Raw genomic sequence first — 23,986 nt, 5'->3', positions numbered from 1 at the left:
GTCTACTCGCCGTCGGCCGAACACCTCCGGCGCGCCGCCCCCTGGATCGTGTCTGCGCGCCCATCCAGGGGCCTGCCTGCCTGCCCCGCTAGGATCGTCGAACACCCAGCCAGGCAGCAGAGGCAGATGAACAGCGAACTCCCTTCACGCTCGCACCCCATCGCCGACGCGTCTCGGCACTCCTGATGGAACGGTGAACGACTCCACTATGCTCTGGCTTCCCCTGGTCTGGCCGGCGACCGTCGCGGCGCTGATTCTGTTCGTCATCGGTCTTCCGCTGACGCGTCTGCTGGGCCTGCGCGGTTTCGCCTCCGTCGCGGTCGCCCCGGCGTTCGCTCTGGCGGTCGTCGGCGCCGCCTCCGTCGTGCTCCCGTGGTTGCGGGTCCCCTGGTCGGGCTGGGGAGTCCTGGGTGTCGGCATCGTCACGGCGCTGGTGCTGTTCGCACTGCGGCGTGCGACCCGTCGCTTCCGACCGTCCGCGATGCCTCCACGCCGCGCAGACCTGTGGCTGCTGACGGGCTTTGCCGTGGCGGCGCTCCTGATCATCGTCCGCACGCTCGCGGTCATCCAGGCGCCGGACCGGATCTCCCAGACCTTCGACAACGTCTTCCACCTCAACGCCATTCGGTGGATTCTCGACAACGGCTCTGCCTCGGCCCTGCAGATCGGCTACCTGACCAATCCGGCCGGCCCCCCGAGCTTCTATCCGACCGGGTGGCACGCTTTCGCATCACTGGTCGTACAGCTCTCCGGGGCCTCGATTCCCGTCGCCGTCAACGCGGTGGTCCTCATCGTGTCGGCGATCATCTGGCCGCTCGGGATCCTGCTGCTCAGCCGCACGCTGTTCGGCCGCTCGCCCGTCCTGGCGATCACGACCGGGCTGATCGCGTCTTCGGTGCCGGGCTTTCCACTCGCGATGATGGACTTCGGCGTCCTCTACCCGTTCCAGCTGGGACTCGCACTCGTGCCGATCGCGCTCGCCATCACGGCCTGGCTGCTTCGGGTCGCGTCGGTCGGCGATCCGCTCGGCACAGCCTGGTCCTGTGTCGCGCTGGCGGCGACGCTCGCCGCGATCACGATCGTTCACCCGGGCGCACTCGTGGCGTGGCTCGCACTGTCGGGCGCGATCGCCGTCGTGTTCGTCGTGCAGCGGTGGCGAGCGGAGACGGCTCGCGGGGCGCGCATGAGAATCGCCGGCTTCACCCTCCTCTACCTCGTCATCGCAGCCGCGATGGTCTACGTCCTGCGACCTCCGGGCGAGGCGCGAACGTGGGGTCCGGAGATGAGCGTCAATGCGGCACTGGTGAAGCTCATGACTGCGTCACCGTGGTACTCGCACGCGGCACTCGTCGTCGCCATCGGCGTGCTCCTGGGTGTTGCGGCGATCCTTCGCGCGCGCACGCCTGCAGCCGTCGCGATGCTCGGCGTGTACATCGTCGCCGCCATCCTGTTCGTCATCTCGGCATCCGCACCGTTCCCGCTGCGCGACGTGTTCACCGCGCCCTGGTACAACAACATCCCGCGACTCGCGGCGATTCTCAGCGTGACGTTCGTCCCGATCGCGGCGTACGGCTTCGCCAGCGCCGGAGCCGTCTGCGCCGCTGCCGTGCGGTCGAGGGGCTGGTCGCCGGCCGCTCTCCGGCGAGGAGCAGCGGCGCTCGCCGTCATCGGGGTGATCGCCTTGCAGATCGGCCCGCTCTCGGCCATGTCTGAGGCACAGCGCGTGGCATCGTGGTCGTACGCACTCACGGATGACTCACCGCTGCTGAGCACCGACGAGGCCGCGCTGCTCTCGCGGCTGGACCAGCACGTTCCCGAGGATGCCACGATCGCCGGGAGCCCCTGGACGGGGACGTCGGTCGCGTACGCACTCGCCGATCGGCGCGTGCTCATGCCTCACATCCTGATGGTGATCTCGGAGGAGATCGCTGAGATCAACGACGGCCTCGCGGACGCCGCTCCGGGCTCGGCCGTCTGCGCCGCGATGGAGCAGCTCGACGTGCGATTCGTGCTCGATTTCGGTTCCCGCGAGGTGCACGGCGCCGACCACGACTTCCCGGGATTCGACGACCTCCAGGATTCCGGCGCGGTCCGCCTCGTCGACAGCGAGGGCGACGCACGGCTCTATGAGGTCACGGCCTGCGGACGCTGAATCCGCTTCGACGCGCTTCCGCGTTCACCCCGGTGTCTCACAGGTGCCGCGAGGGACGTCGGGTAGACTTTCACCTCGTGCGCGCCGACGGTCGGTGCCGTCATGTCGTCTTGAGGTTTGCCGAGTGTCCGAGAATCGCGAACGAGTAAGCATCGTCATCCGAACGAAGGACCGGCCGCAGCTTCTGAAGCGCGCGCTCGACGACATCCTCGGCCAGACCCTCCGCGCATGGACCGTCATCGTCGTCAACGACGGCGGTGCGAAAGACCTCGTGGATGCCGCCATCGCCGATCGGAAGACGGCGTTCGATGGCCGTCTCGACGTCATCCACGTCGACGGCGGAACGGGCTCGATGGAGGCCGCAGCGAACCTGGGCGCGCAGCGTGCCACCGGGGACTACGTCATCATTCATGACGACGACGACACCTGGGCACCCGACTTCCTGGCCGTCATGGTCGCCGCGCTCGACGCCGACGAGGACGCAGTGGCCGCGGCCGCGCGGACCGAGATCGTCTTCGAGCGGATCGAGGGCGATCGGCAGATCGAGATCGGGCGTGCCCCTTTCGTGCCCCCGGGCGAGCTCGTGACGATGTACGACCTGCTGCAGGCGAACCGGGTGGTCCCGATCGCGCTTCTCGTACGCCGCCGGGTGTACGACGAGATCGGCTGGTACGACCCGGCACTCAAGGCCGTCGGCGACTGGGAGTTCAATCTTCGCCTCGTACGCCACGGGCGGGTGCTCTTCGTCGGCGAGGATCCCCTGGCCTTCTGGCACCAGCGTCCGCATGCGAGCGGTGCCGCGTCGAACAGCGTCTTCGGCGGCGGAGCCGAGCATTTCCAGTTCGACCGCCTGGTGCGCGACAAGGCCATCCACGAGTACATCGAGCGCAACGGCGTCGGCGGGCTCCTCTACTTGTCGAAGTACATCGAAGAGACGGTGCGCTTCTACTCCCTGCAGCAGACCATCCGGCGCGCGCGATCACGACTGCTCGACAAGCTGCGGTTCCGGCGCCGTCGCTGACTCAGCTGCCCGTCCCCGGGGCATCCCCCCATCATCACTTTGAGAGAGGTCCACGTGTCTCAGCGCGTCGCGGCGGTCGTCGTCACCTACAACCGGCTCGAGAAGCTGAAGACGGTCCTCGAGAAGCTGCATGCGCAGACGACGCCTCCCGAGTGGATCGTGCTGATCGACAACGCATCCTCGGACGCGACGGAGGAGTACCTCCGCACGCTGGATGACCCGCTGCTCGACGTCACCCGCATGTCGGAGAACACGGGCGGGGCGGGCGGCTTCGCCGCGGGGATGAAGCGTGCCTACGAGCTCGGCGCCGATCTGTTCTGGCTGATGGACGACGACTGCTATCCGGAGCCCGACGCGCTCGAGCACCTCGTATCCGGCCATGCGGCCGCGATGGAGGCCATGCCGGGCGGGGTTCCGTTCGCCTGCTCCCTCGTCTACTTCGGTCACCATGAGCTTGCCGAGATGAACATCGCCGCGCCCGACTGGAAGTGGGCGCGGCTGTGGGTGCAGGGGCAGCGTGCGTTCCTCGTGCAGACCTGCTCGTTCGTGTCCGCCCTGTACACGCGCGAGACGGTCGAGCGGATCGGACTGCCTCTGCAGGAGTACTTCATCTGGTTCGATGACGCCGCCTATGCCCGGATGGCGGGCCAAGGCATCGGACCGGGCGTGTGCATCCTGGACAGCAAAGTGATCCACGACACCCCCGACAACGTCGCAGGCGACTTCACCCAGGTCAGCGACGGCAACATCTGGAAGTTCTCCTACGGCGCGCGCAACGAGGCTTCGTATCATCTCCACCACGAGTCCCTGCTGTCCTATCTGCGCTTCTTTGCCCGTGTCGAGATCCTGATGCACCGGGGACGCGTGCCGTGGCGCCTGCGCCGCCGCATCACCGGTCGCCTTCTCGCCGCCATCACGTTCAACCCCACCGCGGAGCGCGTGGTGCCCGCCGCCATCGGCCGGTAGCGGAGTCGACCGTGCGGAACACGAACGACGATCTCCTGATCGAACCGGGGCGGGGCCGGGGTCTGCGTGATGTGATCGAACGCCGTCACCTTCTCTCGCTGATCATCCGCAAAGAGATCCAGATTCGCTACCGCGGGTCGCTGTTCGGGTGGCTGTGGTCGTACGTGAAGCCGCTCGTCCAGTTCCTGGTCTTCTACATCGCGCTCGGCGTCTTCCTCGCGCTGAACAAGAGCATCGACTTCTACGCGATCTACATCCTCGCCGGCATCACGGTCGTGACGTTCTTCAACGAGGCGTTCTCGAACGGCACCCGCTCGCTCGTCGACAACGCCGCGCTGATCAAGAAAATCTACCTGCCTCGCGAGATGTTCCCGATCTCCAGCGTGCTCGTCGCCCTCGTGAACATCGTGCCGCAGATCATCGTCGTCGTCGCGATCGCGCTCTTCTGGGGATGGGCTCCGTCGTTCGTCCAGATAGCGGGCATCCTTCTCGGGCTCGCCATCGTGGCGATTCTCGCCACGGGGCTCGGTCTGCTCTTCGGCGCGATCAATGTGACCTTCCGCGACGCGCAGAGCTTTGTGGAGATCATCACCATGTGCGCCGTATGGGCCTCGCCCGTGATGTACCGATGGGAGATGGTCGCAGCCAACGCCCCCGACTGGTTCTTCACCCTCTATCGGCTGAATCCGATCACGATGGCGGTCGAACTCTTCCACAACGGGCTGTGGCTGCCGCTGGGCCCCCGGAATTCGCCGCCGATCCCGGGCATGTGGGAGTTCTCGGCGATCGCACTGTGCACGTCCGTCGCCCTCCTGGTCATCGGCCAGGTCGCCTTCCACCGTCTGGAGGGACGCTTTGCCCAGGACCTCTGAACGCGCCCTCCCGCGCATCGTCGTGGACGACGTCCACAAGACGTTCCGCCTCCGGCACACGCACTCGATGAAGGAGACCTTCATCGCCGCCGTTCGACGCAAGCCCCTGACGACGGACTTCCGCGCGGTCGACGGTGTGGACATCGAGATCGGCGAGGGCGAGTCGGTCGCCCTGCTCGGATTCAACGGCTCGGGCAAGTCGACCATGCTGAAGCTGATCTCAGGCGTCCTGACTCCGGACAGCGGCAAGGTGCTGACACGAGGTCGGGTCGCCGGACTCATCGAGGTGGGCGCGGGCTTTCACCCCGACCTGTCGGGGCGCGAGAACGTGTATCTCAACGCCGCGATTCTCGGAATGACACGCGCAGAGACAGAGGCGCGCTTCGATGAGATCGTCGCCTTCAGCGAGATCGAGCAGTTCATCGACACCGAAGTGAAGCACTACTCGTCGGGGATGTTCCTCCGGTTAGCCTTCGCGGTCGCCATCCACACCGAAGTGGATGTCCTTCTGATCGACGAGATCCTCGCCGTCGGCGACGAGCCGTTCCAGCGGAAGTGCCTCGCACGCATCCGTGAGCTCCACGCGCAGGGCAAGACGCTCGTCGTCGTGTCGCACGACCTCGCGATGGTGTCGCGGCTGTGCAGCCGCGGCATCGTCCTTCAAGACGGCAAGGTCGCATACGACGGACCGACCGCCGACGCGGTGCGGACCCTTCGTTCGCTGAGCAGGTCGCCGTTCACCGACATCGAACGCGGACATCCGCACTTCTACGAGATCCTCGAGGCGGTCGAGTCTCACGCAATCGCGTCGTTCTCGGTCGGAGAGGGCGTCAGCGAGTTCCGCCCCGACGACGCGGTGACGCTCGCGGAGCTCGCGGTCGCCCTGCGGACCTGGCTTCCCCGAGCGCGGGGCGAAGCGGCGCCGGCGACCGAAGACGCCGATGCGGCCGACGCCGTCGCCGTGCAGTGGCTCACCGAGCAGCCGAGGGTGAACATCGCTGTCGGCGAGACGCCCCACCGTCCGGTGACACGCGCGGAGTTCGCTCGCATACTGCATGCGCTCGCCGATTCGCCGACGACCGTCGACACGATGCCGTTCTCCGACGTGGACGCATCGTCTCCGAGCGCAGCGGCGATTCGCTGGCTCTTCTACGCCGGCATCGCGCGAGGGTGGGATGACCCGCTCGACGCCCCCACCTTCCGCCCCGACCTCGACCTGACCCGCGAGGCGCTCGTGATCATGCTGTCAAGGTTCAGAGACGGGATGGCCGCGTCGCGGTCGTGAGGGTCACCCGGCCGTCTGACGCTGCAGACGGTTGAAGAACGCTGCCGTCACGTCCCTCGCAACCGGGGCCGCCGGACGGAACTCGCTCTGCGAATCCGAGACGGGCCAGCCCTCGCTGACGCCGATCGACGCCAGCCACGAGATCTCCTTGTAGAAGGATCGAGCGACCGGAACGTCGACGAAGGGCGAAGTCGTCGGCGGCGTGTACGCCGGTGATCCCATCAGCCGGTACAGGAACGCCGCCGCGACGTCCCGGGTGACGGGGGCATCCGGTCGAAACTCTCGTGACGAGGTCGAGGTCGGCCAGCCGTCGCTGATGCCACGCGACGCGAGCCAGGCGATCTCCTTGTAGAACGGACTCGTGACGGTGACGTCGGTGAACGGGGAGACGGACGGCGCCTCATACGTCGGCGCGCCCGCCAGGCGGTAGAGGAAGGCCGCCATCACGTCGCGGGTCACCGTCGCACCGGGACGGTACTCCCGCAGGCCGTTGTGCAGAGTCCAGCCCTGGGTGATCCCTGTCGCGGCGAGCCACGCGACGTCCGGAGCGAAGACGCTGTACGCAGGTGCTGTCTGCATCGATGACACATCGACGAACGGATTGAGGTAGGCCTGGGCACGCTGCAGAAAGGCGGCCATGACGTCGCGCGTCACGGGCGCGTCGGGGCGGAACTCCACCCCGTTGCTCACCGTCCAGCCGCGACTGATCCCGATGGCGGCGAGCCACGCGATCTGCGTGTATGAAGGGTCGCTGACGGCAACGTCTCGGAACGGTGACTGGCTGGGCGCCTGGAAGGCCGGTTCGCCGGCGAACCGGTACAGGAGGTCCGCCATCGCGCTCCGCGTGACAGCTCCGAGCGGATCGTAGGTCGAGGGCCCGGCGGTGCGCTCTTCGGCGCGCCCGCTCGACTCGTCCAGCCACGCGATCTCGCGGTAGAAGGTGTCACTGACCGAGACGTCGCTGAAGGGAGAAGTCGTCGGGGCGGTGTACGCCGGTTTGCCCGCGAGCCGATAGAGGAACGCCGCCATGACGTCTCGCGTCACCGCTGTCGCGGGGCGGAACTCCTGGATGCCGGGGGCGACGGTCCATCCGCTCGTGATGCCCGCCGACGCCAGCCACACGATCTCGGGAGCGAACACACTGTACGCCGGAGACGTCGGCTGTGTGGACACGTCGACGAAGGCGGTGTCGGTCTGCAGGAACTGGGTCGATCCGAACCACGCCGTGTAGTAGTTGTAGAAGTTCCGGTTGCCGTAGCTCGAGCATCCGTCGCCGAGGCCGTAGCCTGCGGCGAGCGCGGCCGCGTTGGGCTGGTAGGGCGTGTAGCTGTAGAGCGCGGCGGTCGCATAGTTGGCGACGTTGAGGTTGGTCCCCCCGCAGGCCGAGTTGGGGCTGAAGCCGATGTAGTTGATGCCGGGCTGCTTCGCGAATCGCGCGGCCTTGTACGTCTTCAGCTGCTGCGTGCCCTTGAGGATCTGCGGACCCACACCTGCGAACGCCGGGTCGCAGGGGGCGGTATCGGGGCAGGACGCACCCATCGCGGCCTTGAGATTCCAGTCGGACGGCTCCTTGCTCGTCGTGAGGCCCTGTTCCTTCTGGAGGGTCACAAGGATGACCTTGGCGGAGATGCCGCACGCCACCTGGACGCGGTAGATGAGCTCGGACACCGGCATCGTGCCGCCCTCGATCGCGGAGCAGATGAGATTGCCCGTCGACTGCGAGTAGACCGCGGCGCGCGAGGAGATGCCGGCGGTCAGCACGTTGAGACACTTGCCGTTGCGGCACGCGCCGATCTTCGCGTTGAGGAACGACTGGATCTCGGCGGCGGTCATGGCGCCGCCGTCGTAGAACAGGGCGTCGGCGATGATGTTCTCGGGGTTGAACCCGACGACGGCCGCCGCCCTCACGATGGCGCTGTCGACAGGCGCCGCGGCGCTCGGCTGCACCGCCGAGACGGGGATGTCGGCGGCGGATGCGGGGGCGGCGGCGAGCAGAGACACGACCAGCGCGAGCGTCGCCGCGGCGACGGTCAGGACAGATCTACGGTCTTGCCGGAGCGCGCGACGGGGGGATCGGCGTCGGGTATGCACGTGACCATTGTGACTGAAGTAGCCTCCCGTTACCACTGCCCACCGATCGAAAGGACGGGGACACGCCGATTTCGGCACACCCACGGGCTCTCACAGGTCGGCATGCAGCTGCCATACCCGCTCGGCCGCACCGAGCCACGAGAAGGCGCGACCTCGATCGCCGGCGAGCACGGCGAAGCGTTCGACGGCGGCCGTGGAGCCGAGAACACGGGCGAGCCCGTCGGAGAGCGCATCGGCGAGAGAATCCTCGTCGCCCACGGCACCCTGCGCCTGCGGATCGTCGACGAGCAGCCCTCCATCGAGCACGATCTCGCGATGCGTCGGCGACGCGACTGCCACGACCGGCACCCCGATCGCGAGGGCCTCCACGACCCGCCACGGGAACGCGGTGCGGGACGACGGGGCCAGAAGCGCGACCGCTCCCCCGAGCACGGCCGCCCGGTCGGCATCCGTCAGCGCACCGCGCACGAGCACACGCCCCTCGCCGAGACCGCCCGCCGCGGCGAGGTCGGCGACAGCGATCTCGTCGCCCTCAGGCACGTCGAGCACGACGACAGGAAGATCCGCGCCCGCGCGGGCAACGGCGGCGAAGACGGCACGCAGCCGGGACGAGGGCCCTGACGACCCGGCGACGACGAGGCAGCCGTCGGGCAGGTCGAGGGCACGACGCCTGCCGATCTCGTCGGTGGGCACGGCGAAACCCGCCGGCGCCGCCCCCGCGACGACCCGCACTCGGTCGCCGAAAGGTCCGAGCTCGCTGAGCCGCTCGGCCGCCGCGTGGGTCGGAACGACGACGGCATCCGCGTGCTTGGCGGCGCGCTTGAGCATCGCCCGGTTCCGGGAGACGACGGTGCGCGGCAGCTCGGAAGGCCGCTCCCAGGCATCCAGATCCCAGAGAGTGACCACGGTCTGGTCGTGCTCGTGCACCCGGTCGTGCTTGACGAGGGGCGCGAGGAGCGTCGGCGAATGGATCATGCCCCCGCCGACGCCGGGTGCGACCCCGAGCTGCCACGCCACCGCCAGCTCGCGGCGCGCGAGCGGCATCCGCGCCAGCGACGCCAGCCCCGGCACCGCGCCCTCCACCGTCCCGGCGACATCCGCGCCCGACGGCACGATCGCCGCGACCTCGCATCCGCTCGGCGTCGACGCCACGAGCGCCCGCGCAAGCTCCCGTGACGCCATCGCCAGGTCGGCATCCGTCGGGGACACCACCTGATCCAGCACGACCCGCAACACCGCCGACACGGCTCAGCCCTCCGGCGTGGGCGTCGGCGACGGCGGATACAGCGCCTGCTGGATGAGCTCCCGCACGTGCGCATACGCCTCCGGCGTCGGCTTGTCGGTGTCGATCCCCGCGCCGTCGAGCGTCAGCTCCAGCGTCTGCACGGGCTGGTCCTTCGCCTTCACGGCCAAGTTCACGAAGAAGCCCAGCAGCGACGACGGAATGTCCGTCTGCACGAGGTCCTCCCCCGCCGCCGCGACCTCCTGGAAGCGCGTCAACACGTTCGCCGGGTTCGCCTGCGCGAGGATCGCCTGCTGAAGTTCGCGCTGCCGCCGCATCCGGTCGGCGTCGCTCGTCGTGTACCGCGACCGTGCGTACCACTGCGCCGTGTCGCCGTCCATGTGCTGCGGCCCGGCCTCGATCCAGCCGATCGCCCAGTCCTCGGCGCTCTGCCCGTCGTACGCCGGTCCCCCACCCTTCGGCAGCCGCTCCTGCACCGTGATGTCCACCCCGCCGAGCGCGTCGACGATGTCCGCGAACCCCTTCATGTCGACGAAGGCATAGTACGGAATCTCGATCCCGAGGATTCCTTCCGCGGCATCCTTCGTCGCCTCGATCGCCGGCGTGGAACTGTTCGCCGCGGCATCCGGATACAGACCCGCGCCACGATCCTCGCGACAGACCTCCACCGCGTTCATCAGCTGATTGATCCCGGGACCCCAGCCACACGTCTGCGAGATGTGCCCCTCGAGCCCGTCGGGATACAGATCCTGCATCGGCCCCGCCGAGAACGGCACGTGCGCGAGATCGCGCGGGATGCCGGTGATGTGCACCGCCCCGGTATCGGCATTCACCGACACCACGGAGATGCTGTCGAACCGCATCGAATCGCGCCCAAGGCCACTGTCGGCCCCCAGCAGCAGGATGTTGTAGTACCCGTTGGACGGCGGCACCGGCGGCGCGTTGTTCGTGAAGATGGATGCCAGGGCCTCCCGCGCGGGCGCGAGAAGCTGCTGCGCGGCGTAGACAGCGCCGCCCGACCCGAGGACGAGCCCCAGGATCGCCGTCACCGCGACGAGCGGACGCGCCCCCGGCCGTGTCTTCACCAGCCGCACGAGCCGCAGCGTGTCGACGGTCAGCACGACCCACAGCACGGCGTACGCCAGCAGCACGAGCTGCACCACGAGCAGGACGAACCCGTTGACGCCCAGGTCGACGATCAGCGTCGGCCACACCAGCGCCGCGACGAGCGTCAGCACGACCAGCACCCACATCACGAGGGTCGCGGCGAGCCCGACCCGGCCGAGCCGCCGGTTGCCGGCCAGCACCTGGGCGGAACCGGGCACGAGGAAGTTCATCGCCACGAGCCACCACGCCCGCCGCGTCATGACCTGCGGCGACCGCGTGTCGGGGCGGCGGATGGGCTGCTCGCCCAGGATCACTCCGGCCGACGTGCCCCGCGGCGGTGCCGGCGGACGAGGCGGAGCCGACACGCTCACAGCGAGTCCTTCAGCCGGCGGTTCTTCTCCTCGACCTGCTCCTCGAGCGCCCGGGCGTACTGCTCGACACGGTCGGCGAGGCGGTCGTCGGCGGCGCCGAGAATGCGCGCCGCCAGCAGTCCCGCGTTCTTCGCGCCGTTGATCGAGACGGTCGCCACCGGGATGCCGGCGGGCATCTGGACGATGCTCAGCAGCGAATCGAGCCCGTCGAGCGTCGCGAGCTGCACCGGAACGCCGATCACTGGCAAGGCCGTCACCGACGCCAGCATGCCCGGCAGATGCGCGGCGCCTCCGGCTCCGGCGATGATGACCTTCAGCCCCCGCTCACGCGCCTCGCGCCCGTAGCGCAGCAGCTTGTCGGGGGTGCGGTGCGCCGAGACGACCTCGACCTCATGCGCGAGCGTGAACTCGCTGAGCACCTGCGACGCGTCACTCATGACGCGCCAGTCGGAATCCGATCCCATGACGACGCCGACGAGGGGGGATGCCGAGGAATGCAGGGGCCGTGTCACCCGACAAGGTTAGGGCGGCAGGCTGGAAGATCGCCGGAGCGGCGCGCGGCGCGGGGCGGGTCACCCCGTTTCGTCTCGGTCGCTGGCGCTCCCTCGCTCAACGGCCGGGAAGGGGTCAGTCGGCGAAGAAGGCGGCGGCGGCGCGGGCCTCGTAGACGACGGCGTCGAGATCGTCGCCGACGGCGTTGACGTGCCCGACCTTGCGGCCCGGCCGCGGCGCCTTGCCGTACGTGTGCACCTTGACCGCCGGATGAGCCTCGAGAACGGCAGGGAACCGGCTCTCGAGCGTGCCGTCCGCAGGACCGCCCAGGATGTTCACCATCACCGACCACGGCTGCCGTGGCGCAGGATCGCCGAGCGGCAGGTCGAGCACGGCGCGCACATGCTGCTCGAACTGTCCCGTCACGGCCCCGTCCTGCCCCCAGTGCCCGCTGTTGTGCGGACGCATCGCCAGCTCGTTCACCAGCAGCCGGTCATCGGTGGTCTGGAACAGCTCCACCGCCAGCATCCCGGTCACGCCCAGTCCTTCCGCGATGGCGGAGCCGATGGATGCCGCCACCTCCGTCAGCCGCGTCGACCCGTGCGGTGCGGGCGCGATGACCTCGGCGCACACCCCATCGCGCTGCACCGTCTCGACGACCGGATAGGCGACGAGCTGACCCGACGGCCGCCGCGCCACCTGCTGCGCGAGCTCGCGCGTGAAATCCACCAGCTCCTCGGCGAGCAGTTCGCCGCCGTCGAACCAGTCGGCGACCTCCTCGGGGTCTGCGACGACGCGCACGCCCTTGCCGTCGTACCCCCCGCGCGGCGTCTTCACGACAGCCCGCCCGCCGTGCTCGTCGAGGAAGGACTGCAGGCCCGCGGCATCCGTCACCCTCGCCCACTCCGGCTGCGGCATGCCGAGCCCGGCCAGCCGCGCCCGCATGAGCAGCTTGTCCTGCGCGAACTGCAGCGCATCCGGACCGGGATGAACCCGGACCCCGTCCGCGACGAGGGCGCGCAGCACCTCCTGCGGCACGTGCTCGTGGTCGAAGGTCAGCACGTCGACGCCCCGCGCGAACGCGCGCACCGTCTCGAGGTCGCGGTAATCGCCGGTCGCGGTCGCCGCCAGCGCCGCGGCCATGCCGGGCTCCTCGGCGAGCACGCGCACATCGACGCCGAGCTCCACCGCCGGAGCGATCATCATGCGGGCCAGCTGCCCGCCCCCGACGATCCCGAGTGTCAGCGCCATCGTGCTCCCTTTCGTCACACCCATCCTCCCAGGTCGACAGGCGGGATACCGCGCCATCCCCCGCGAAAGAACAACTGCGCGCCGAGGGAACGGGTAACACCCGTTCCCTCGGCGGGCAGTTGTTCTTTCGTCGCCTGAGCGTCGCAACCGGCCGTCGCCGGGCCGAGCGAGGCGGATGCCGGTGCCCGCGGCGCGGATCAGGGAAGCGGCGGCGGATCGCCGATGACCGGGATGCTGTGCGAATCGCGGTGGGCGAGGATCTGGCTCACCTCGACCTGGTCGCTGAGCACTTCGTGCACGAGCCGGACGGCCGGGATGTTCGCCATCCGCAGCGGCTCGTCCACACCGTTGGACAGGGTGAGCGTGCCCGCTCCCCACATCCGCTGCAGCGGCCCGCGACGCTCGGAGATCGTGTACCCGCGGGCGTGCAGCAGCTCGCGCCGGTTCCGGCCGAACAGGCCCGCCTGCGCGATCACCCGTCGCGTCGTGACGGTGTAGGTGTGACCGAGCCATCGCAGGTACGGCAGCACCACCAGCAGCAGCACGACGGCACCGGCCACAGCCCACAGCATCCAGTCCTCGAAAGGCTCGGGCAGGTTGTCGGTGAAGTACCCGACCGCCGCGGCGGCGGCTACGAGCACGAGAGCCGACCAGAACAGTCGGCGCGCGTGCGGCCGCACGCGCGCGATGCGCAACTCGGGCGTCGCGGCGCCCGGAGCAGGGGCCGCGGGGCGGCCCGGGTACGCCATCGGCTGGGTCACCCCACCATTGTGGCGGCAGATGGGTCACGACCGCCGGATCCCGCCGGGCGCGGCGTGCCCGCGCCGGCAACGCGCCCGCAGGTCAGCGCACGTGCACCACGTCACCGGCGGACACGACGGCTTCGACCCCGTCGGCCGAGACGACGAGCCGCCCGTCGGCGTCGAGGCGCGCCGCCGTGCCGTGCAACGTCGTGCCGTCCGGCAGCGACACCGTGACCTTTGCGCCGAGCGTCGCGCAGTGCGCGGCCACGTCGTCGGCGACCGCCGCCGAGCCGTCGACGGCCAGGCGCGCGATGCCGTCGCGCAGACCGGTGAGGAAATCGGCGAGCAGCCGGTCTTCGTCCGCGGTCGCCCCGAGCGCGGCGAATGACGTCGCGGTCGGCACCGGGAGATCCACCTTCGCCATGGTCGTATTGACGCCCGCGCCCAACACGACCGTGTGCGGGTCGGTCGGCAGCACCTCGGCGAGGATGCCGCTGATCTTCAGGCCCTGTACGAGCACATCGTTCGGCCACTTGAGCTGCACATCGCGACCCGCCCGCATCGACGGGAGCTGTGCGGCGACGGCATCCGCCATCGCCACTCCCGCGAGGAGCGGGATCCACCCGCGGTCGCTCGTGGCGACGGCGCCCACCCGCAGCAGCACCGAGACGGCGAGCGCCGACCCGGGCGGGGTCGTCCAGGCGCGATCGAGCCGCCCCCGGCCGGCGCGCTGGTCGCGCGTGACCACCACGGACAGGTGCGGGTGCCCGTCGGGGTCGTCCGCGGCATCCCGGAGCAGTTTCGCGTTCGTCGAGTCCACCGTCTCGATCACGTGCACGCGGGGCGAGACGGCGGCGGACAGCGGGAATCCCTCAGACGGAATCGGCATGCCGCCACCCTACGCCGGGCGTGCAGACCGCGCGATCGAGTGGCATACCCCACAGCGGATCGCCGTTCCCGTTGTCGCAGGTCCCCAACCGCTCGCACGGCACGCTCGCTAGGGTGGAATGCGTGCCACAGCAGCCCGACCAGCCCGCGCCGTCCGCCTCGTCCGACCAGCCGGACCTGTCCACGACCGCCGGCAAGATCGCCGACCTCCGCGCGCGCTACCAGGAGGCCGTCGTCGACGCCGAGGTCGTCGCCCGCGAGAAGCAGCACGCCAAGGGCAAGATGACCGCGCGCGAGCGGATCGAACTGCTCGTGGACCCGGGCTCGTTCGTCGAGCTCGACGAGTACGTGCGCCACCGCACGAGCGCCTTCGGCATGGACCGCTCCCGTCCGTACGGCGACTCGGTCGTCACCGGCGTCGGCACGATCCACGGCCGCACCGTCGCCGTCTACGCGCAGGACTTCACGACCTTCGGCGGATCGCTCGGCGAGGTCGCCGGCGACAAGATCATCAAAGTCATGGAGTTCGCCCTGCGCGGCGGCATGCCGATCATCGGCATCCTCGACTCGGGCGGCGCCCGCATTCAGGAGGGCGTCGTGGCCCTCGGCAAGTACGGCGAGATCTTCCGCCTGAACACCGCGGCATCCGGCGTCATCCCCCAGATCTCGATCATCATGGGTCCGGCCGCCGGCGGTGCGGTGTACTCCCCCGCCCTCACCGACTTCGTCGTCATGGTGGACAAGACGAGCCAGATGTTCGTCACCGGCCCCGACGTCATCAAGACCGTCACCGGTGAGGACGTCGGCATGGAGGAGCTCGGCGGCGCCTACACGCACAACACCCGCTCCGGCGTCGCGCACTACCTCGCCGAGGACGAGGACGACGCGATCGACTACGTCCGCACCATGGTCGGGTACCTCCCCGACAACAACATGGCCGAGATCCCGGTCTACGAGAACGGGTTCGAGTGGGAGACGACGGACGCCGATCGCGTGCTCAACTCCGTCATCCCCGACTCTCCGAATCAGCCGTACGACATCCACCAGGTGATCTCGCACATCGTCGACGACGGCGACTTCCTCGAGGTGCAGCCGCTGTTCGCGCCGAACATCGTCATCGGCCTGGGCCGCGTCGAGGGGCGCACCGTCGGCGTCATCGCCAACCAGCCGTCGCAGATGGCCGGCACGCTCAACATCGAGGCGGGCGAGAAGGCGAGCCGGTTCGTGCGGTTCTGCGACGCGTTCTCCATCCCGATCCTCACCCTCGTCGACGTGCCCGGATACCTTCCCGGCACCGATCAGGAGTGGACGGGCGTCATCCGCCGCGGCGCGAAGCTGCTGTACGCGTATGCCGAGGCGACCGTGCCCCTCGTCACCGTGATCCTCCGCAAGGCGTACGGCGGGGCGTACATCGTCATGGGCTCCAAGCAGCTCGGCGCTGACGTCAACCTCGCCTGGCCCACCGCCGAGATCGCGGTCATGGGCGGGCAGGGCGCCGTCAACATCCTCTACCGCGGCGAGATCAAGCGCGCCGAGGAGGCCGGCGAGGACGTCGCGGCCGTCCGCGCGCGTCTCGCGAGCGAGTACACCTACAACGTCGCGTCGCCCTTCCTCGCGGCCGAGCGCGGCGAACTCGACGGCATCATCGAGCCGGCGCAGACGCGCGTCTCGGTGGCCAAGGCCCTGCGCGCACTCCGCGGAAAGCGGGCGAGCCTGCCCGCGAAGAAGCACGGGAACATCCCGCTGTGAGCCCGGCAGAGCAGCGCCCCGCAGGGGCCCCGACGTCGACCCCGGCACCGGATGCCGTGCGTCTCGACGTGCTGCGAGGGGACCCGACTCCCGAGGAGCTCGCCGCCGTCATCGCCGTCGTCACCGAAGCGTACGAACGCGAGGCGTCCGCCGCCGTCGCCGAAGAGGAGGCCCGCCCGTCCGCGTGGCAGGTCTCGGCGCGCGCGCTGCGCGCCCCGCTGCGGCGCGACATCGCCTGGGGCCGTTTCGCCGGCTGAGCCCGTGCCCGGCGCGCGCGCTCGGGGCGCGCGCTGGCCATCGCAAGGCCTGCGCGGGTCGCGACGGGCTTGTCCCCCAAAATACCTACAGACAGCGCGCGCACCAGCCGTCAAACTGGAACCGCTGGAACGCTTCTGCGTTCGGCTGACTGCGCCGATCTCAGCGTGTTCAGCCCTCGCGAGCCGGTTTTCGGGTAACCGCTCGCGCGGCGAGGGGCGGGCGGCTTCGCCGCCCCTCGCCTCCCTCTCCTCCACGCACGACCTCCTCGATGCACGAGCCTCGCCGAGCGCGCACGCACACGCGCGCACGCCTCCGCGGCTCACGCCTGCCGGGCGATCTCGTGCCAGAGGTCGACGCGGTCGTCTCCGTCGTCGGATGCCGACCGCCCGACGACTGTGACCGCGATCTCGTCATGCCGCGACGCCCGCACGTAGAGCCGCTCCGATGCCGCCCCGGTCAGCACCCGCGCGAGCTCCGCCCTGATCCGGGCGCGCTCCTCGATGGACAGACCCTCGAGCCCGCCCTCGTCGAGCACCGACACCACGGCGCCGCGATCGCGCGCCGCCCCCAGCGCGTGCCGCACCGCGTCGTCGAGCAGCGCCGCACCCCGCAGCTCGTCGCGCAGCGCCTCCTCGGCGATCCGCGCCCGCTGCTTGTCCGCGGCATCCAGCCGGCCCTGCTGCTCGATCGTGCGCGTGAGGACGGGCCCGGCCAGCGCCAGCGCCCGCTGCACCTGGGTGCGGCGCTCGCGCCGCGTGCCCTCCTGCGTCGCGAGCCACTCCGACGCCGCCCGCTGCAGCTCGGTGAGCGCGGCGGTGTCCGACGCCGCCCGGTCGACCAGCCACGTCAGCAGCTGCGCGATCGCCACCCACAGCACCGCCCCGACAACGCCCAGCGCCAATGCCGCCGCCGGGCCGATCCAGGCCGTCGCCGCCACCGCGAGGATCACGACCCCCGTCCACGCCACCCAGGGACGGCCCCGCACCATGACGATCGCCATGAGCGCCCCGATCGCCCCGAGGCTCCACGTCGCGAAGTCCAGCGACCGCGCCTCGGGCCCCGCGGCCACCCAGCTCGCGTTGGGGACGAGCACCGCCGTCGCGAGCGCCAGCACCGCCGCCCACGCCGGCAGCAGCGCGCCACGGCCGAGCTCCCCGGTGATCGGGTCGGCGCCGGCGGTCCGCTGCGCTTTCCAGAAGATGCACAGCCACGTCGTCACGAGGTAGCACGCCACCGCCACCAGCTGCACCATCGGATTGGCGGGCGGGGTCGTCCACAGCAGCGCCCCGACGGCCAGATAGCCGGTGAAGGCGACGGCGAGCACCGACAGTGCGGCGCGGATGCCGACACTCACGCGCGCCGCTCCCACTCCAGTGTGACGACGGTGCCCGATGCCGTCGTCTGCACCCGCGCCCGTCCGCCGACGGCGGCGGTGCGGGCAACGATCGAGCCGCGGATCCCGAGGCGGTCCTCCGGGATCGCGGCGGGATCGAAACCGCCCCCGGCATCGGCGATGCGCACCCGGATGCCGGCGGCGCGCGCCTGCACCGTGACCTGAAGTCCCGCGGCGCCCGCGTGCTGCACCGCGTTGGCGATCGCCTGGGTCGCCGCGAGCACGAGCGCGCGCGCGACCCGGCCGGGCAGCACCCCGGCATCCGACGCCACCTCGGCACGCACCGTGAGCGCGGCACCGAGCTCCCGCGCCGCCGCCTGGATCCCCGCCGCGACACCGGCGGGCGCGACCGGGTCATCCGGGCCCTCGCCGGAGTCGTGGTCGGCGTTCGCGAGCCGGGTGAGCGCCTCCCGCGCCATCGCGGCGGCGAGGGCCTCCTCACGCGGCGTCTCTGCGCGCTCGGCGGCGATCAGCGCGGCCAGCACGCTGTCGTGCATGAGGGCGGCGACCGCGATGCGCTCGGTCTCGACGGCGTCGGCGGCGGCCGCCGCCGCGTACGAATCGACGGCGTCGCGGCGCGCGCGATCGATGCCGAGCGCGACGGTGCGCAGCATCCATCCCAGCGCGATCACGACGCCGGCGAGGATCATCGCGAACACCGCGTCGAGGATCACGGCGGCCGTCGCGGCGGCGTCGGCGTCCAGCTGCAGGAGGCGCGCGACGGCGTACAGCACCGGCACGAGCACCGCCCACGCGATCTGCAGCGGCATGCGGAACGCTATGACGGCGGCGACCGTCGCGATGTTGAGCAGGTACCAGATCCAGGGCTGCTCGGCCGCGTTCGCCCCGGCATCCGCCCCGCGCCCGGCGGTTGCGATCGGCCACGCGATCAGGGCGAGCGGCAGCACGACCGCGAGCAGCCCCGTGCACACCCGCACGCCGATTCCGGTCGCGCAGGCGAGGATCGCGAGCGCGAGCGGGGGGAACACCCCGATCATGAGCGCGAGGTGCCACGGCGGGCTCTCCTGGGTGGAGCCGAGCGCGTTCAGGAACGCCTGGACACCCAGCACGGCGAAGCCGAGGGCGACGACGACGCCGATGATCCGCTCGACGCGCGCCTGCGTGAAGCGCTCCGCACCGGCGGCGATGTCGCCGAGGGGCCGGCGCACCGCCGGATCGACGGCGATCGGCAGGGGTTCAGCGGTCACCGTCGCCGCCGGCGCCGCCCGTGACGAGTCCGTCTTCCATGGCGCGGTGCAGCAGGTCGATCTTGGTGCGCGCCGGCCGGCCCACGTCGACGTACTTCACCCGCACGCGCGTGATGTTCTCCTTCGCCGTGGAGTACGCGATGCCCAGGCGCTCGGCGACCGCCTTCAGCGGCAGGCCCGCCGCGTACAGGCGCAGCACGTCGCGTTCGCGCTTGGACAGCTGCGCGTCGGCGAACGCGCGGTCACCCTCGACGGCGCTGGCCCACTCGATGTTGTCGAGCGCCTCTCCCGCCGCGATCGTGCGGATCGCCGCGAGCACGTCGTCGATGCGGGACGCCTTGCTGATGACGCCGGCCGCGCCCGCGGCGAGCGCCTCACGGACAGCGGTGGGCCGGTCGGCGACGCTGTGGATCAAGACCGGCGATCCGTCGGCGACGAGCCGCTGCACGTTCTCGGTCACGGTGGTGCCGTCGCCGAGCGTCAGATCGAGCACGATCACGTCGGCCGGCGCGCCGCCGTTCTCGGCGTGCCAGCGGAGGTAGGCGCGGACCGTGCTCCCCGAGAACACGACGCGCGTCGTCCCGGCTCGGGCGCAGGCGGCCTGGAGGCCGAGCCGCACCGACTCGTGGTCGTCGATCAGGGCCACCCGCGTCATGGGGTCAGCCTATCGAGCGCGACCGTCGCGGCTCAGGACGGCGACCGCCTCCAGGTGATGCGAGTGGGGGAACAGGTCGAGCGCGTCGATGCGCTGCGGCTGATATCCGTGGGCGCGGAAGGTCCCGATGTCGCGCGCGAGCGCGACCGGGTCGCAGGCGACGTACACGACGGATGCCGGGGACAGCGCCGCCACCCGCTCGACGACCTCGCGTCCCGCCCCCGCCCGCGGCGGGTCGAGCAGCACGACGCCGTGCGCCAGGCGGGCGCGTTCCGCCGCGCTGGCCTGGGCGAGCAGCCGCGTCAGGTAGCGCTCGGTGCGGTCGGTCTCGGCGCGCGCGCCGACCCACGCCGCGAGATTCTCGCCGGCGTGCTCGGTCGCCCGCGGGTCGGATTCGACGCTGGTCACGCGGGTGGCCGGTCCCCCGGCATCCGCCAGCGCCGCCGCGAACAGGCCGACCCCGCCGTAGAGGTCGAGGTGGTGCGCGTCGGGATCGACGCCGATGCCCGCGAGCGCGTCGGCGACGAGCGCGCTGAGGGAATGCGCGGCGAGCCGGTGCACCTGCCAGAAGCCGCCGGCGTCGACGCGGAAGCTCCGGTCGCCGACCCGCTCGAGCACGACCTCACGGGCCGGGTCGTGCGGTGCTGGGGGGTGGGCTGCTGGGGTGTGGGGTGCTGGGGCGTGGGCTGCGGGGGCGGATGCCGCGGTGCGGCCGCGGGGCCGCTTTCCGCGGCGGGGGCCGGCGGGGCGACGGGCCTCCGCTCCGCGGCGCGCGAGCTCCGGGCGCGGGAGGACACGCACCCGCCCGTCGGCCGGCTGGACCAAGTCGATCCGCCCCGGCGCGTGATCGGCGCCGGACAGGGCGCGCGCGGCATCCTCGATCTCGGCCGTCGCGAGCGGCAGCTCCTCGACGGGGATGACGCGGTGGCTGCGGGCGGCGAACGGACCGACACGCCCGTCGGCGTCGACGTGGAGGCTGACGCGGGTGCGCCAGCGGGTCGCATCGGGGGTCTCCTCGGCGAGGACCGCGCCGTCCGCCGCGCGCACGGGAGTCGCTTCCGCGACGGTGACTGCGGGCGGGGTGAACCCACCGAACCGCTCCAGCGCCTCGAGGAGCACGCGCTGCTTCAGGTCGCGCTGGTGGGGCAGCGCGATGTGCCCGAAGTCCGCGCCGCCGGGACGGTCGTCGGGGTCGACGGCGACATCGGCCGCTGCCCAGACATGCGGGCGGCGATGGGGCGAGGCGTCCAGGACCTCGACGGTCTCCGCCCGCCAGAAGGAGGCCTTCGCGGTGTCGGTGAGGCGGACGCGCACCCGCTCGCCGGGGATCGCGTCGGAGACGAACACCACCCGCCCCTCGTGCCGCGCCACGAACACGCCGCCGTGGGCGACACCGGTCACGTCGAGGTCGAGGAGGTCGCCGGGCTGCATCCCTCAACGCTAGCCGCACTCGCCGACCGCCCGCCCCGGGGCGGCCGGGGCTGCGCGGCGCACCCTGCCGAACCCTTACCCCGGGGACCAGCCCTCGCCCCTGTGCGCGCTGGAGGATGAGGGTTCGGCCCAGAGGCGCGGGTTCGGCACAGAGCGTGGCGGGGGCGCGGGGGCGCGGCGCTGCCCCGGGCGGGCCGGATACCGTGGTCCCATGCGCGTGTGCCTGGCCTCCACCTCACCCGCCCGCCTCATGCTGATGCGGCAGGCGGGCATCGAGCCGCTGCTGCAGGCGCCGGACGTCGACGAGGACGCCGTGATCGCCGCCGCCGAAACCGCCGAGGGCCGCACCCTGCCGCCGGACGAGCATGTGCTGCTGCTCGCGCGTCGCAAGGCGGCGGATGTCGCGGCATCCCTCGACGCTGCCGATCCCGCCTTCGACGGTGTCGTCGTGGGTGGCGACTCCATGTTCGAGATCGACGGCCAGGTGCTCGGCAAACCCCACCGCCCCGACGTCGCGACCGCCCGCTGGGAGCAGATGCGCGGGCGCACCGGCATCCTGCACTCCGGCCACAGCGTCATCCGGGTCGAGCCCGGCCGGGCGCCGCGCGAGGAGTCCGCGGTGGCCGCGGCATCCGTCACGTTCGTCGCCGACATCACGGATGCCGAGATCTCCGCCTACGTCGCCTCCGGCGAGCCGCTGCAGGTCGCCGGTGCATTCACCGTCGACAGCCTCGGCGGCGCGTTCATCGAGCGCGTCGAGGGCGACCCGTCCACGGTCGTCGGGATGTCCCTGTCGACCGTGCGGCACCTGTGCGGAAGGCTCGGTATCCGCTGGACCGACCTGTGGAACCGCCCCCGCGCGTCGTAGCTTTCCGCCCACGATTCCTCGGGGATCTTGTGCGAGTGATCCAAAGCAGGCGGTCCGCTGCTGGGTAGGCTGGCATCCATGCCTTCACTGGACACGGCGCCCGCGCGTCCGCAGATCACCAAAGTGCTCATCGCGAACCGCGGCGAGATCGCCGTCCGCGTGATCCGCGCCGCCCGCGACAGCGGCAGGCTCTCGGTCGCCGTCTACGCCGACCAGGACCGCGACGCGATGCACAGCAAGCTCGCCGACGAGGCGTACGCGCTCGAGGGCGCGACGAGCGCCGAGACGTACCTGTCGATCGAGAAGATCCTGTCGGTGGCTCGCCGCTCCGGCGCCGACGCCGTGCACCCCGGCTACGGCTTCCTCGCCGAGAACGCCGAGTTCGCCCGCGCCGTCCAGGACGCCGGGCTCGTCTGGATCGGTCCCTCTCCCGAGGCGATCGAGGCGCTCGGCGACAAGGTCACCGCCCGTCACGTCGCCGAGAAGGTGGGCGCGCCGCTCGCCCCCGGAACCCCGGGTCCCGTGTCCGGCGCCGACGAGGTCATCGCGTTCGCCGAGGAGCATGGCCTGCCCATCGCGATCAAGGCCGCGTACGGCGGCGGCGGCCGGGGACTGAAGGTCGCCCGCGAGCTCGACGAGGTCGCGGAGCTGTTCGAGTCCGCCACGCGCGAGGCGATCACCGCCTTCGGCCGCGGCGAGTGCTTCGTGGAGAAGTACCTCGACAAGCCGCGTCACGTCGAGACGCAGTGCCTGGCGGATGCCGCGGGCAACGTCGTCGTCGTCTCCACCCGCGACTGCTCGCTGCAGCGCCGTCACCAGAAGCTCGTCGAGGAGGCGCCCGCGCCGTTCCTGACGGACGAGCAGAACCGCATCCTGTACGACGCCTCGAAGGCGATCCTGCGCGAGGTCGGCTACGTCGGCGCGGGCACGTGCGAGTTCCTCATCGGCGCCGACGGCACGATCTCGTTCCTCGAGGTCAACACCCGTCTGCAGGTCGAGCACCCGGTCTCCGAGGAGGTCACCGGCATCGACCTCGTGCGCGAGCAGTTCCGCCTCGCCGAGGGCGGCACGCTGGACTATGACGACCCGACCCCGGTCGGTCACTCGATCGAGTTCCGCATCAACGGGGAGGACCCGGGGCGGAACTTCCTGCCGCAACCCGGCCGGATCCACCAGTTCAAGACGTTCGGCGGTCCCGGCATCCGTCTCGACTCGGGCGTCACCGCCGGCGACAGCGTCTCGGGCGCGTTCGACTCGCTGCTCGGCAAGCTCATCGTCACGGGCCGCAACCGCGCCGAGGCGCTGGAACGCGCACGCCGCGCCCTCGACGAGTTCGAGGTCGCGGGCATGCCGACGGTGCTGCCGTTCCACCGCAAGGTCGTGCGCGACCCCGCCTTCACCGCCGAGGACGGCCGGTTCGGCGTATTCACGCGGTGGATCGAGACCGATTTCGAGAACGACATCCCGCCGTGGGACGGCGAACTCGAGTCGCCCGAGAACGCCGAGCCGCGCCACACCGTCGTCGTCGAGGTGTCGGGCAAGCGGCTCGAGGTGAGCCTGCCCGACCGCATCGCCGTCGCACCCACGAAGATCGGCCGCCCCGCCGCGGTGCCGCCGTCGCGGCGCTCGCACGCGCCGACGGTGTCGGCCGGGGCCTCGGGCGACGCCGTCAAGGCGCCGATGCAGGCGACGATCGTGAAGGTGGCCGTCGCCGACGGGCAGCAGGTCGTCAAGGGCGACCTCGTCGTCGTGCTCGAGGCCATGAAGATGGAGCAGCCGATCCAGGCGCACAAGGACGGCGTCATCGGCGCGATCAACGCCGACCCCGGCACGACCGTGTCGGCCGGGCATCAGCTGCTCACCATCTCCTGAGGCGGGGGCGCGCCCGCCGTCGCGGCGGTGCTCATCCGACGCACAGTGCGCCATCACGCGGCGATAGCCG

General features: G+C 71.0%; 20 protein-coding genes and 1 pseudogene. 10 read left to right on the top strand and 11 right to left on the bottom strand.

Annotated elements, in window-relative coordinates; genetic code table 11:
• Nucleotides 1-193 precede the first annotated feature (193 nt).
• From ACPYN4_RS01335 to ACPYN4_RS01310, 6 genes and pseudogenes are all read left to right on the top strand, one after another.
• Nucleotides 194-2,152: a DUF6541 family protein gene (locus tag ACPYN4_RS01335; RefSeq protein ID WP_424445419.1), complete on the top strand. Its 1,959-nt coding sequence runs from the start codon at nt 194-196 to the stop codon at nt 2,150-2,152.
• A gap of 124 nt (nt 2,153-2,276) precedes the next feature.
• On the top strand, nt 2,277-3,173 hold the full coding sequence (locus ACPYN4_RS01330) for a glycosyltransferase family 2 protein (protein ID WP_424445418.1): 897 nt from the start codon (nt 2,277-2,279) through the stop codon (nt 3,171-3,173).
• Between the two features lie 54 nt (nt 3,174-3,227).
• Entirely contained in the window at nt 3,228-4,139 is a 912-nt protein-coding gene (locus ACPYN4_RS01325; RefSeq protein WP_424445417.1) for a glycosyltransferase, read from the top strand.
• 11 nt (nt 4,140-4,150) lie between these two features.
• On the top strand, nt 4,151-5,011 hold the full coding sequence (locus ACPYN4_RS01320; RefSeq protein ID WP_424445416.1) for an ABC transporter permease: 861 nt from the start codon (nt 4,151-4,153) through the stop codon (nt 5,009-5,011).
• A pseudogene (locus ACPYN4_RS01315) lies at nt 4,995-5,729 on the top strand (ABC transporter ATP-binding protein); the annotation flags it as partial. The gene ACPYN4_RS01320 and the pseudogene ACPYN4_RS01315, both read left to right, overlap by 17 nt.
• 372 nt (nt 5,730-6,101) lie before the next feature.
• Entirely contained in the window at nt 6,102-6,296 is a 195-nt protein-coding gene (locus ACPYN4_RS01310) for an S-layer homology domain-containing protein (RefSeq protein WP_424445740.1), read from the top strand.
• Nucleotides 6,297-6,299: 3 nt separating this feature from the next.
• Here the strand turns inward: ACPYN4_RS01310 and ACPYN4_RS01305 are convergent, their stop codons facing one another.
• From ACPYN4_RS01305 to ACPYN4_RS01275, 7 genes are all read right to left on the bottom strand, one after another.
• Nucleotides 6,300-8,297, bottom strand: a complete 1,998-nt coding sequence (locus ACPYN4_RS01305; RefSeq protein WP_424445415.1) for an S-layer homology domain-containing protein — start codon at nt 8,295-8,297, stop codon at nt 6,300-6,302.
• A gap of 180 nt (nt 8,298-8,477) precedes the next feature.
• Nucleotides 8,478-9,632, bottom strand: coding sequence for a glycosyltransferase (locus ACPYN4_RS01300; RefSeq protein ID WP_424445414.1), 1,155 nt, complete (start codon nt 9,630-9,632; stop codon nt 8,478-8,480).
• Between the two features lie 3 nt (nt 9,633-9,635).
• The gene (locus tag ACPYN4_RS01295; protein ID WP_424445413.1) at nt 9,636-11,108 is read right to left on the bottom strand and encodes an LCP family protein; all 1,473 of its coding nucleotides are present in this window, start codon (nt 11,106-11,108) and stop codon (nt 9,636-9,638) included.
• Complete coding sequence (gene purE, locus ACPYN4_RS01290; protein ID WP_424445739.1) at nt 11,105-11,572, bottom strand: 5-(carboxyamino)imidazole ribonucleotide mutase; 468 nt, start codon at nt 11,570-11,572, stop codon at nt 11,105-11,107. The genes ACPYN4_RS01295 and purE overlap by 4 nt, the downstream gene beginning before the upstream one ends.
• Before the next feature lie 163 nt (nt 11,573-11,735).
• Entirely contained in the window at nt 11,736-12,851 is a 1,116-nt protein-coding gene (locus ACPYN4_RS01285) for a 5-(carboxyamino)imidazole ribonucleotide synthase (protein ID WP_424445738.1), read from the bottom strand.
• Nucleotides 12,852-13,048: 197 nt separating this feature from the next.
• The gene (locus ACPYN4_RS01280; protein WP_076691434.1) at nt 13,049-13,612 is read right to left on the bottom strand and encodes a PH domain-containing protein; all 564 of its coding nucleotides are present in this window, start codon (nt 13,610-13,612) and stop codon (nt 13,049-13,051) included.
• A gap of 82 nt (nt 13,613-13,694) precedes the next feature.
• Nucleotides 13,695-14,483: a biotin--[acetyl-CoA-carboxylase] ligase gene (locus tag ACPYN4_RS01275; protein ID WP_239281501.1), complete on the bottom strand. Its 789-nt coding sequence runs from the start codon at nt 14,481-14,483 to the stop codon at nt 13,695-13,697.
• 122 nt (nt 14,484-14,605) lie between these two features.
• Between ACPYN4_RS01275 and ACPYN4_RS01270 the strand changes: the two genes are divergently transcribed.
• Together ACPYN4_RS01270 and ACPYN4_RS01265 are read left to right on the top strand one after the other, a co-directional pair.
• Nucleotides 14,606-16,231: an acyl-CoA carboxylase subunit beta gene (locus ACPYN4_RS01270; RefSeq protein ID WP_424445412.1), complete on the top strand. Its 1,626-nt coding sequence runs from the start codon at nt 14,606-14,608 to the stop codon at nt 16,229-16,231.
• Nucleotides 16,228-16,488, top strand: coding sequence for an acyl-CoA carboxylase subunit epsilon (locus tag ACPYN4_RS01265; RefSeq protein WP_424445411.1), 261 nt, complete (start codon nt 16,228-16,230; stop codon nt 16,486-16,488). Before ACPYN4_RS01270 ends, ACPYN4_RS01265 begins: the two co-directional genes overlap by 4 nt.
• A gap of 320 nt (nt 16,489-16,808) precedes the next feature.
• Here the strand turns inward: ACPYN4_RS01265 and ACPYN4_RS01260 are convergent, their stop codons facing one another.
• From ACPYN4_RS01260 to ACPYN4_RS01245, 4 genes are read right to left on the bottom strand one after another with little or no spacing between them, the layout of a single operon-like run.
• On the bottom strand, nt 16,809-17,843 hold the full coding sequence (locus ACPYN4_RS01260; protein ID WP_424445410.1) for a hypothetical protein: 1,035 nt from the start codon (nt 17,841-17,843) through the stop codon (nt 16,809-16,811).
• Nucleotides 17,840-19,090: a sensor histidine kinase gene (locus ACPYN4_RS01255; protein WP_424445409.1), complete on the bottom strand. Its 1,251-nt coding sequence runs from the start codon at nt 19,088-19,090 to the stop codon at nt 17,840-17,842. The genes ACPYN4_RS01260 and ACPYN4_RS01255 overlap by 4 nt, the downstream gene beginning before the upstream one ends.
• Nucleotides 19,080-19,745, bottom strand: a complete 666-nt coding sequence (locus ACPYN4_RS01250) for a response regulator transcription factor (RefSeq protein WP_076691438.1) — start codon at nt 19,743-19,745, stop codon at nt 19,080-19,082. Before ACPYN4_RS01250 ends, ACPYN4_RS01255 begins: the two co-directional genes overlap by 11 nt.
• A 9-nt stretch (nt 19,746-19,754) precedes the next feature.
• Nucleotides 19,755-21,176, bottom strand: coding sequence for a class I SAM-dependent RNA methyltransferase (locus ACPYN4_RS01245; protein WP_424445408.1), 1,422 nt, complete (start codon nt 21,174-21,176; stop codon nt 19,755-19,757).
• 211 nt (nt 21,177-21,387) lie between these two features.
• On the opposite strand from ACPYN4_RS01245, the gene ACPYN4_RS01240 reads away from it, so the two are divergent.
• A complete protein-coding gene (locus tag ACPYN4_RS01240) occupies nt 21,388-22,044 on the top strand; it encodes a Maf family protein (protein ID WP_424445407.1) in 657 nt (218 codons plus the stop codon).
• Nucleotides 22,045-22,122: 78 nt separating this feature from the next.
• Nucleotides 22,123-23,916: an acetyl/propionyl/methylcrotonyl-CoA carboxylase subunit alpha gene (locus ACPYN4_RS01235; protein ID WP_424445406.1), complete on the top strand. Its 1,794-nt coding sequence runs from the start codon at nt 22,123-22,125 to the stop codon at nt 23,914-23,916.
• The last annotated feature ends 70 nt before the right edge of the window (nt 23,917-23,986 follow it).

The sequence above is a fragment of the Microbacterium sp. CH-015 genome (genome assembly GCF_049707015.1).
Taxonomy (GTDB): Bacteria; Actinomycetota; Actinomycetes; order Actinomycetales; family Microbacteriaceae; genus Microbacterium; species Microbacterium aurum.
The sequence above is the reverse complement of the archived record's forward strand: the minus strand, read 5'-3'. Positions and strand labels throughout refer to the sequence as shown.

What these genes read in the sequence shown, in the direction of transcription:
- ACPYN4_RS01310 (WP_424445740.1), top strand. Translation starts at nt 6,102, where the DNA reads ATGCCGTTCTCCGACGTGGACGCATCGTCTCCGAGCGCAGCGGCGATT.
- purE (WP_424445739.1), bottom strand. Translation starts at nt 11,572, where the DNA reads ATGGGATCGGATTCCGACTGGCGCGTCATGAGTGACGCGTCGCAGGTG.
- ACPYN4_RS01285 (WP_424445738.1), bottom strand. Translation starts at nt 12,851, where the DNA reads ATGGCGCTGACACTCGGGATCGTCGGGGGCGGGCAGCTGGCCCGCATG.
- ACPYN4_RS01275 (WP_239281501.1), bottom strand. Translation starts at nt 14,483, where the DNA reads ATGCCGATTCCGTCTGAGGGATTCCCGCTGTCCGCCGCCGTCTCGCCC.
- ACPYN4_RS01250 (WP_076691438.1), bottom strand. Translation starts at nt 19,745, where the DNA reads ATGACGCGGGTGGCCCTGATCGACGACCACGAGTCGGTGCGGCTCGGC.
- ACPYN4_RS01245 (WP_424445408.1), bottom strand. Translation starts at nt 21,176, where the DNA reads ATGCAGCCCGGCGACCTCCTCGACCTCGACGTGACCGGTGTCGCCCAC.
- ACPYN4_RS01240 (WP_424445407.1), top strand. Translation starts at nt 21,388, where the DNA reads ATGCGCGTGTGCCTGGCCTCCACCTCACCCGCCCGCCTCATGCTGATG.
- ACPYN4_RS01235 (WP_424445406.1), top strand. Translation starts at nt 22,123, where the DNA reads ATGCCTTCACTGGACACGGCGCCCGCGCGTCCGCAGATCACCAAAGTG.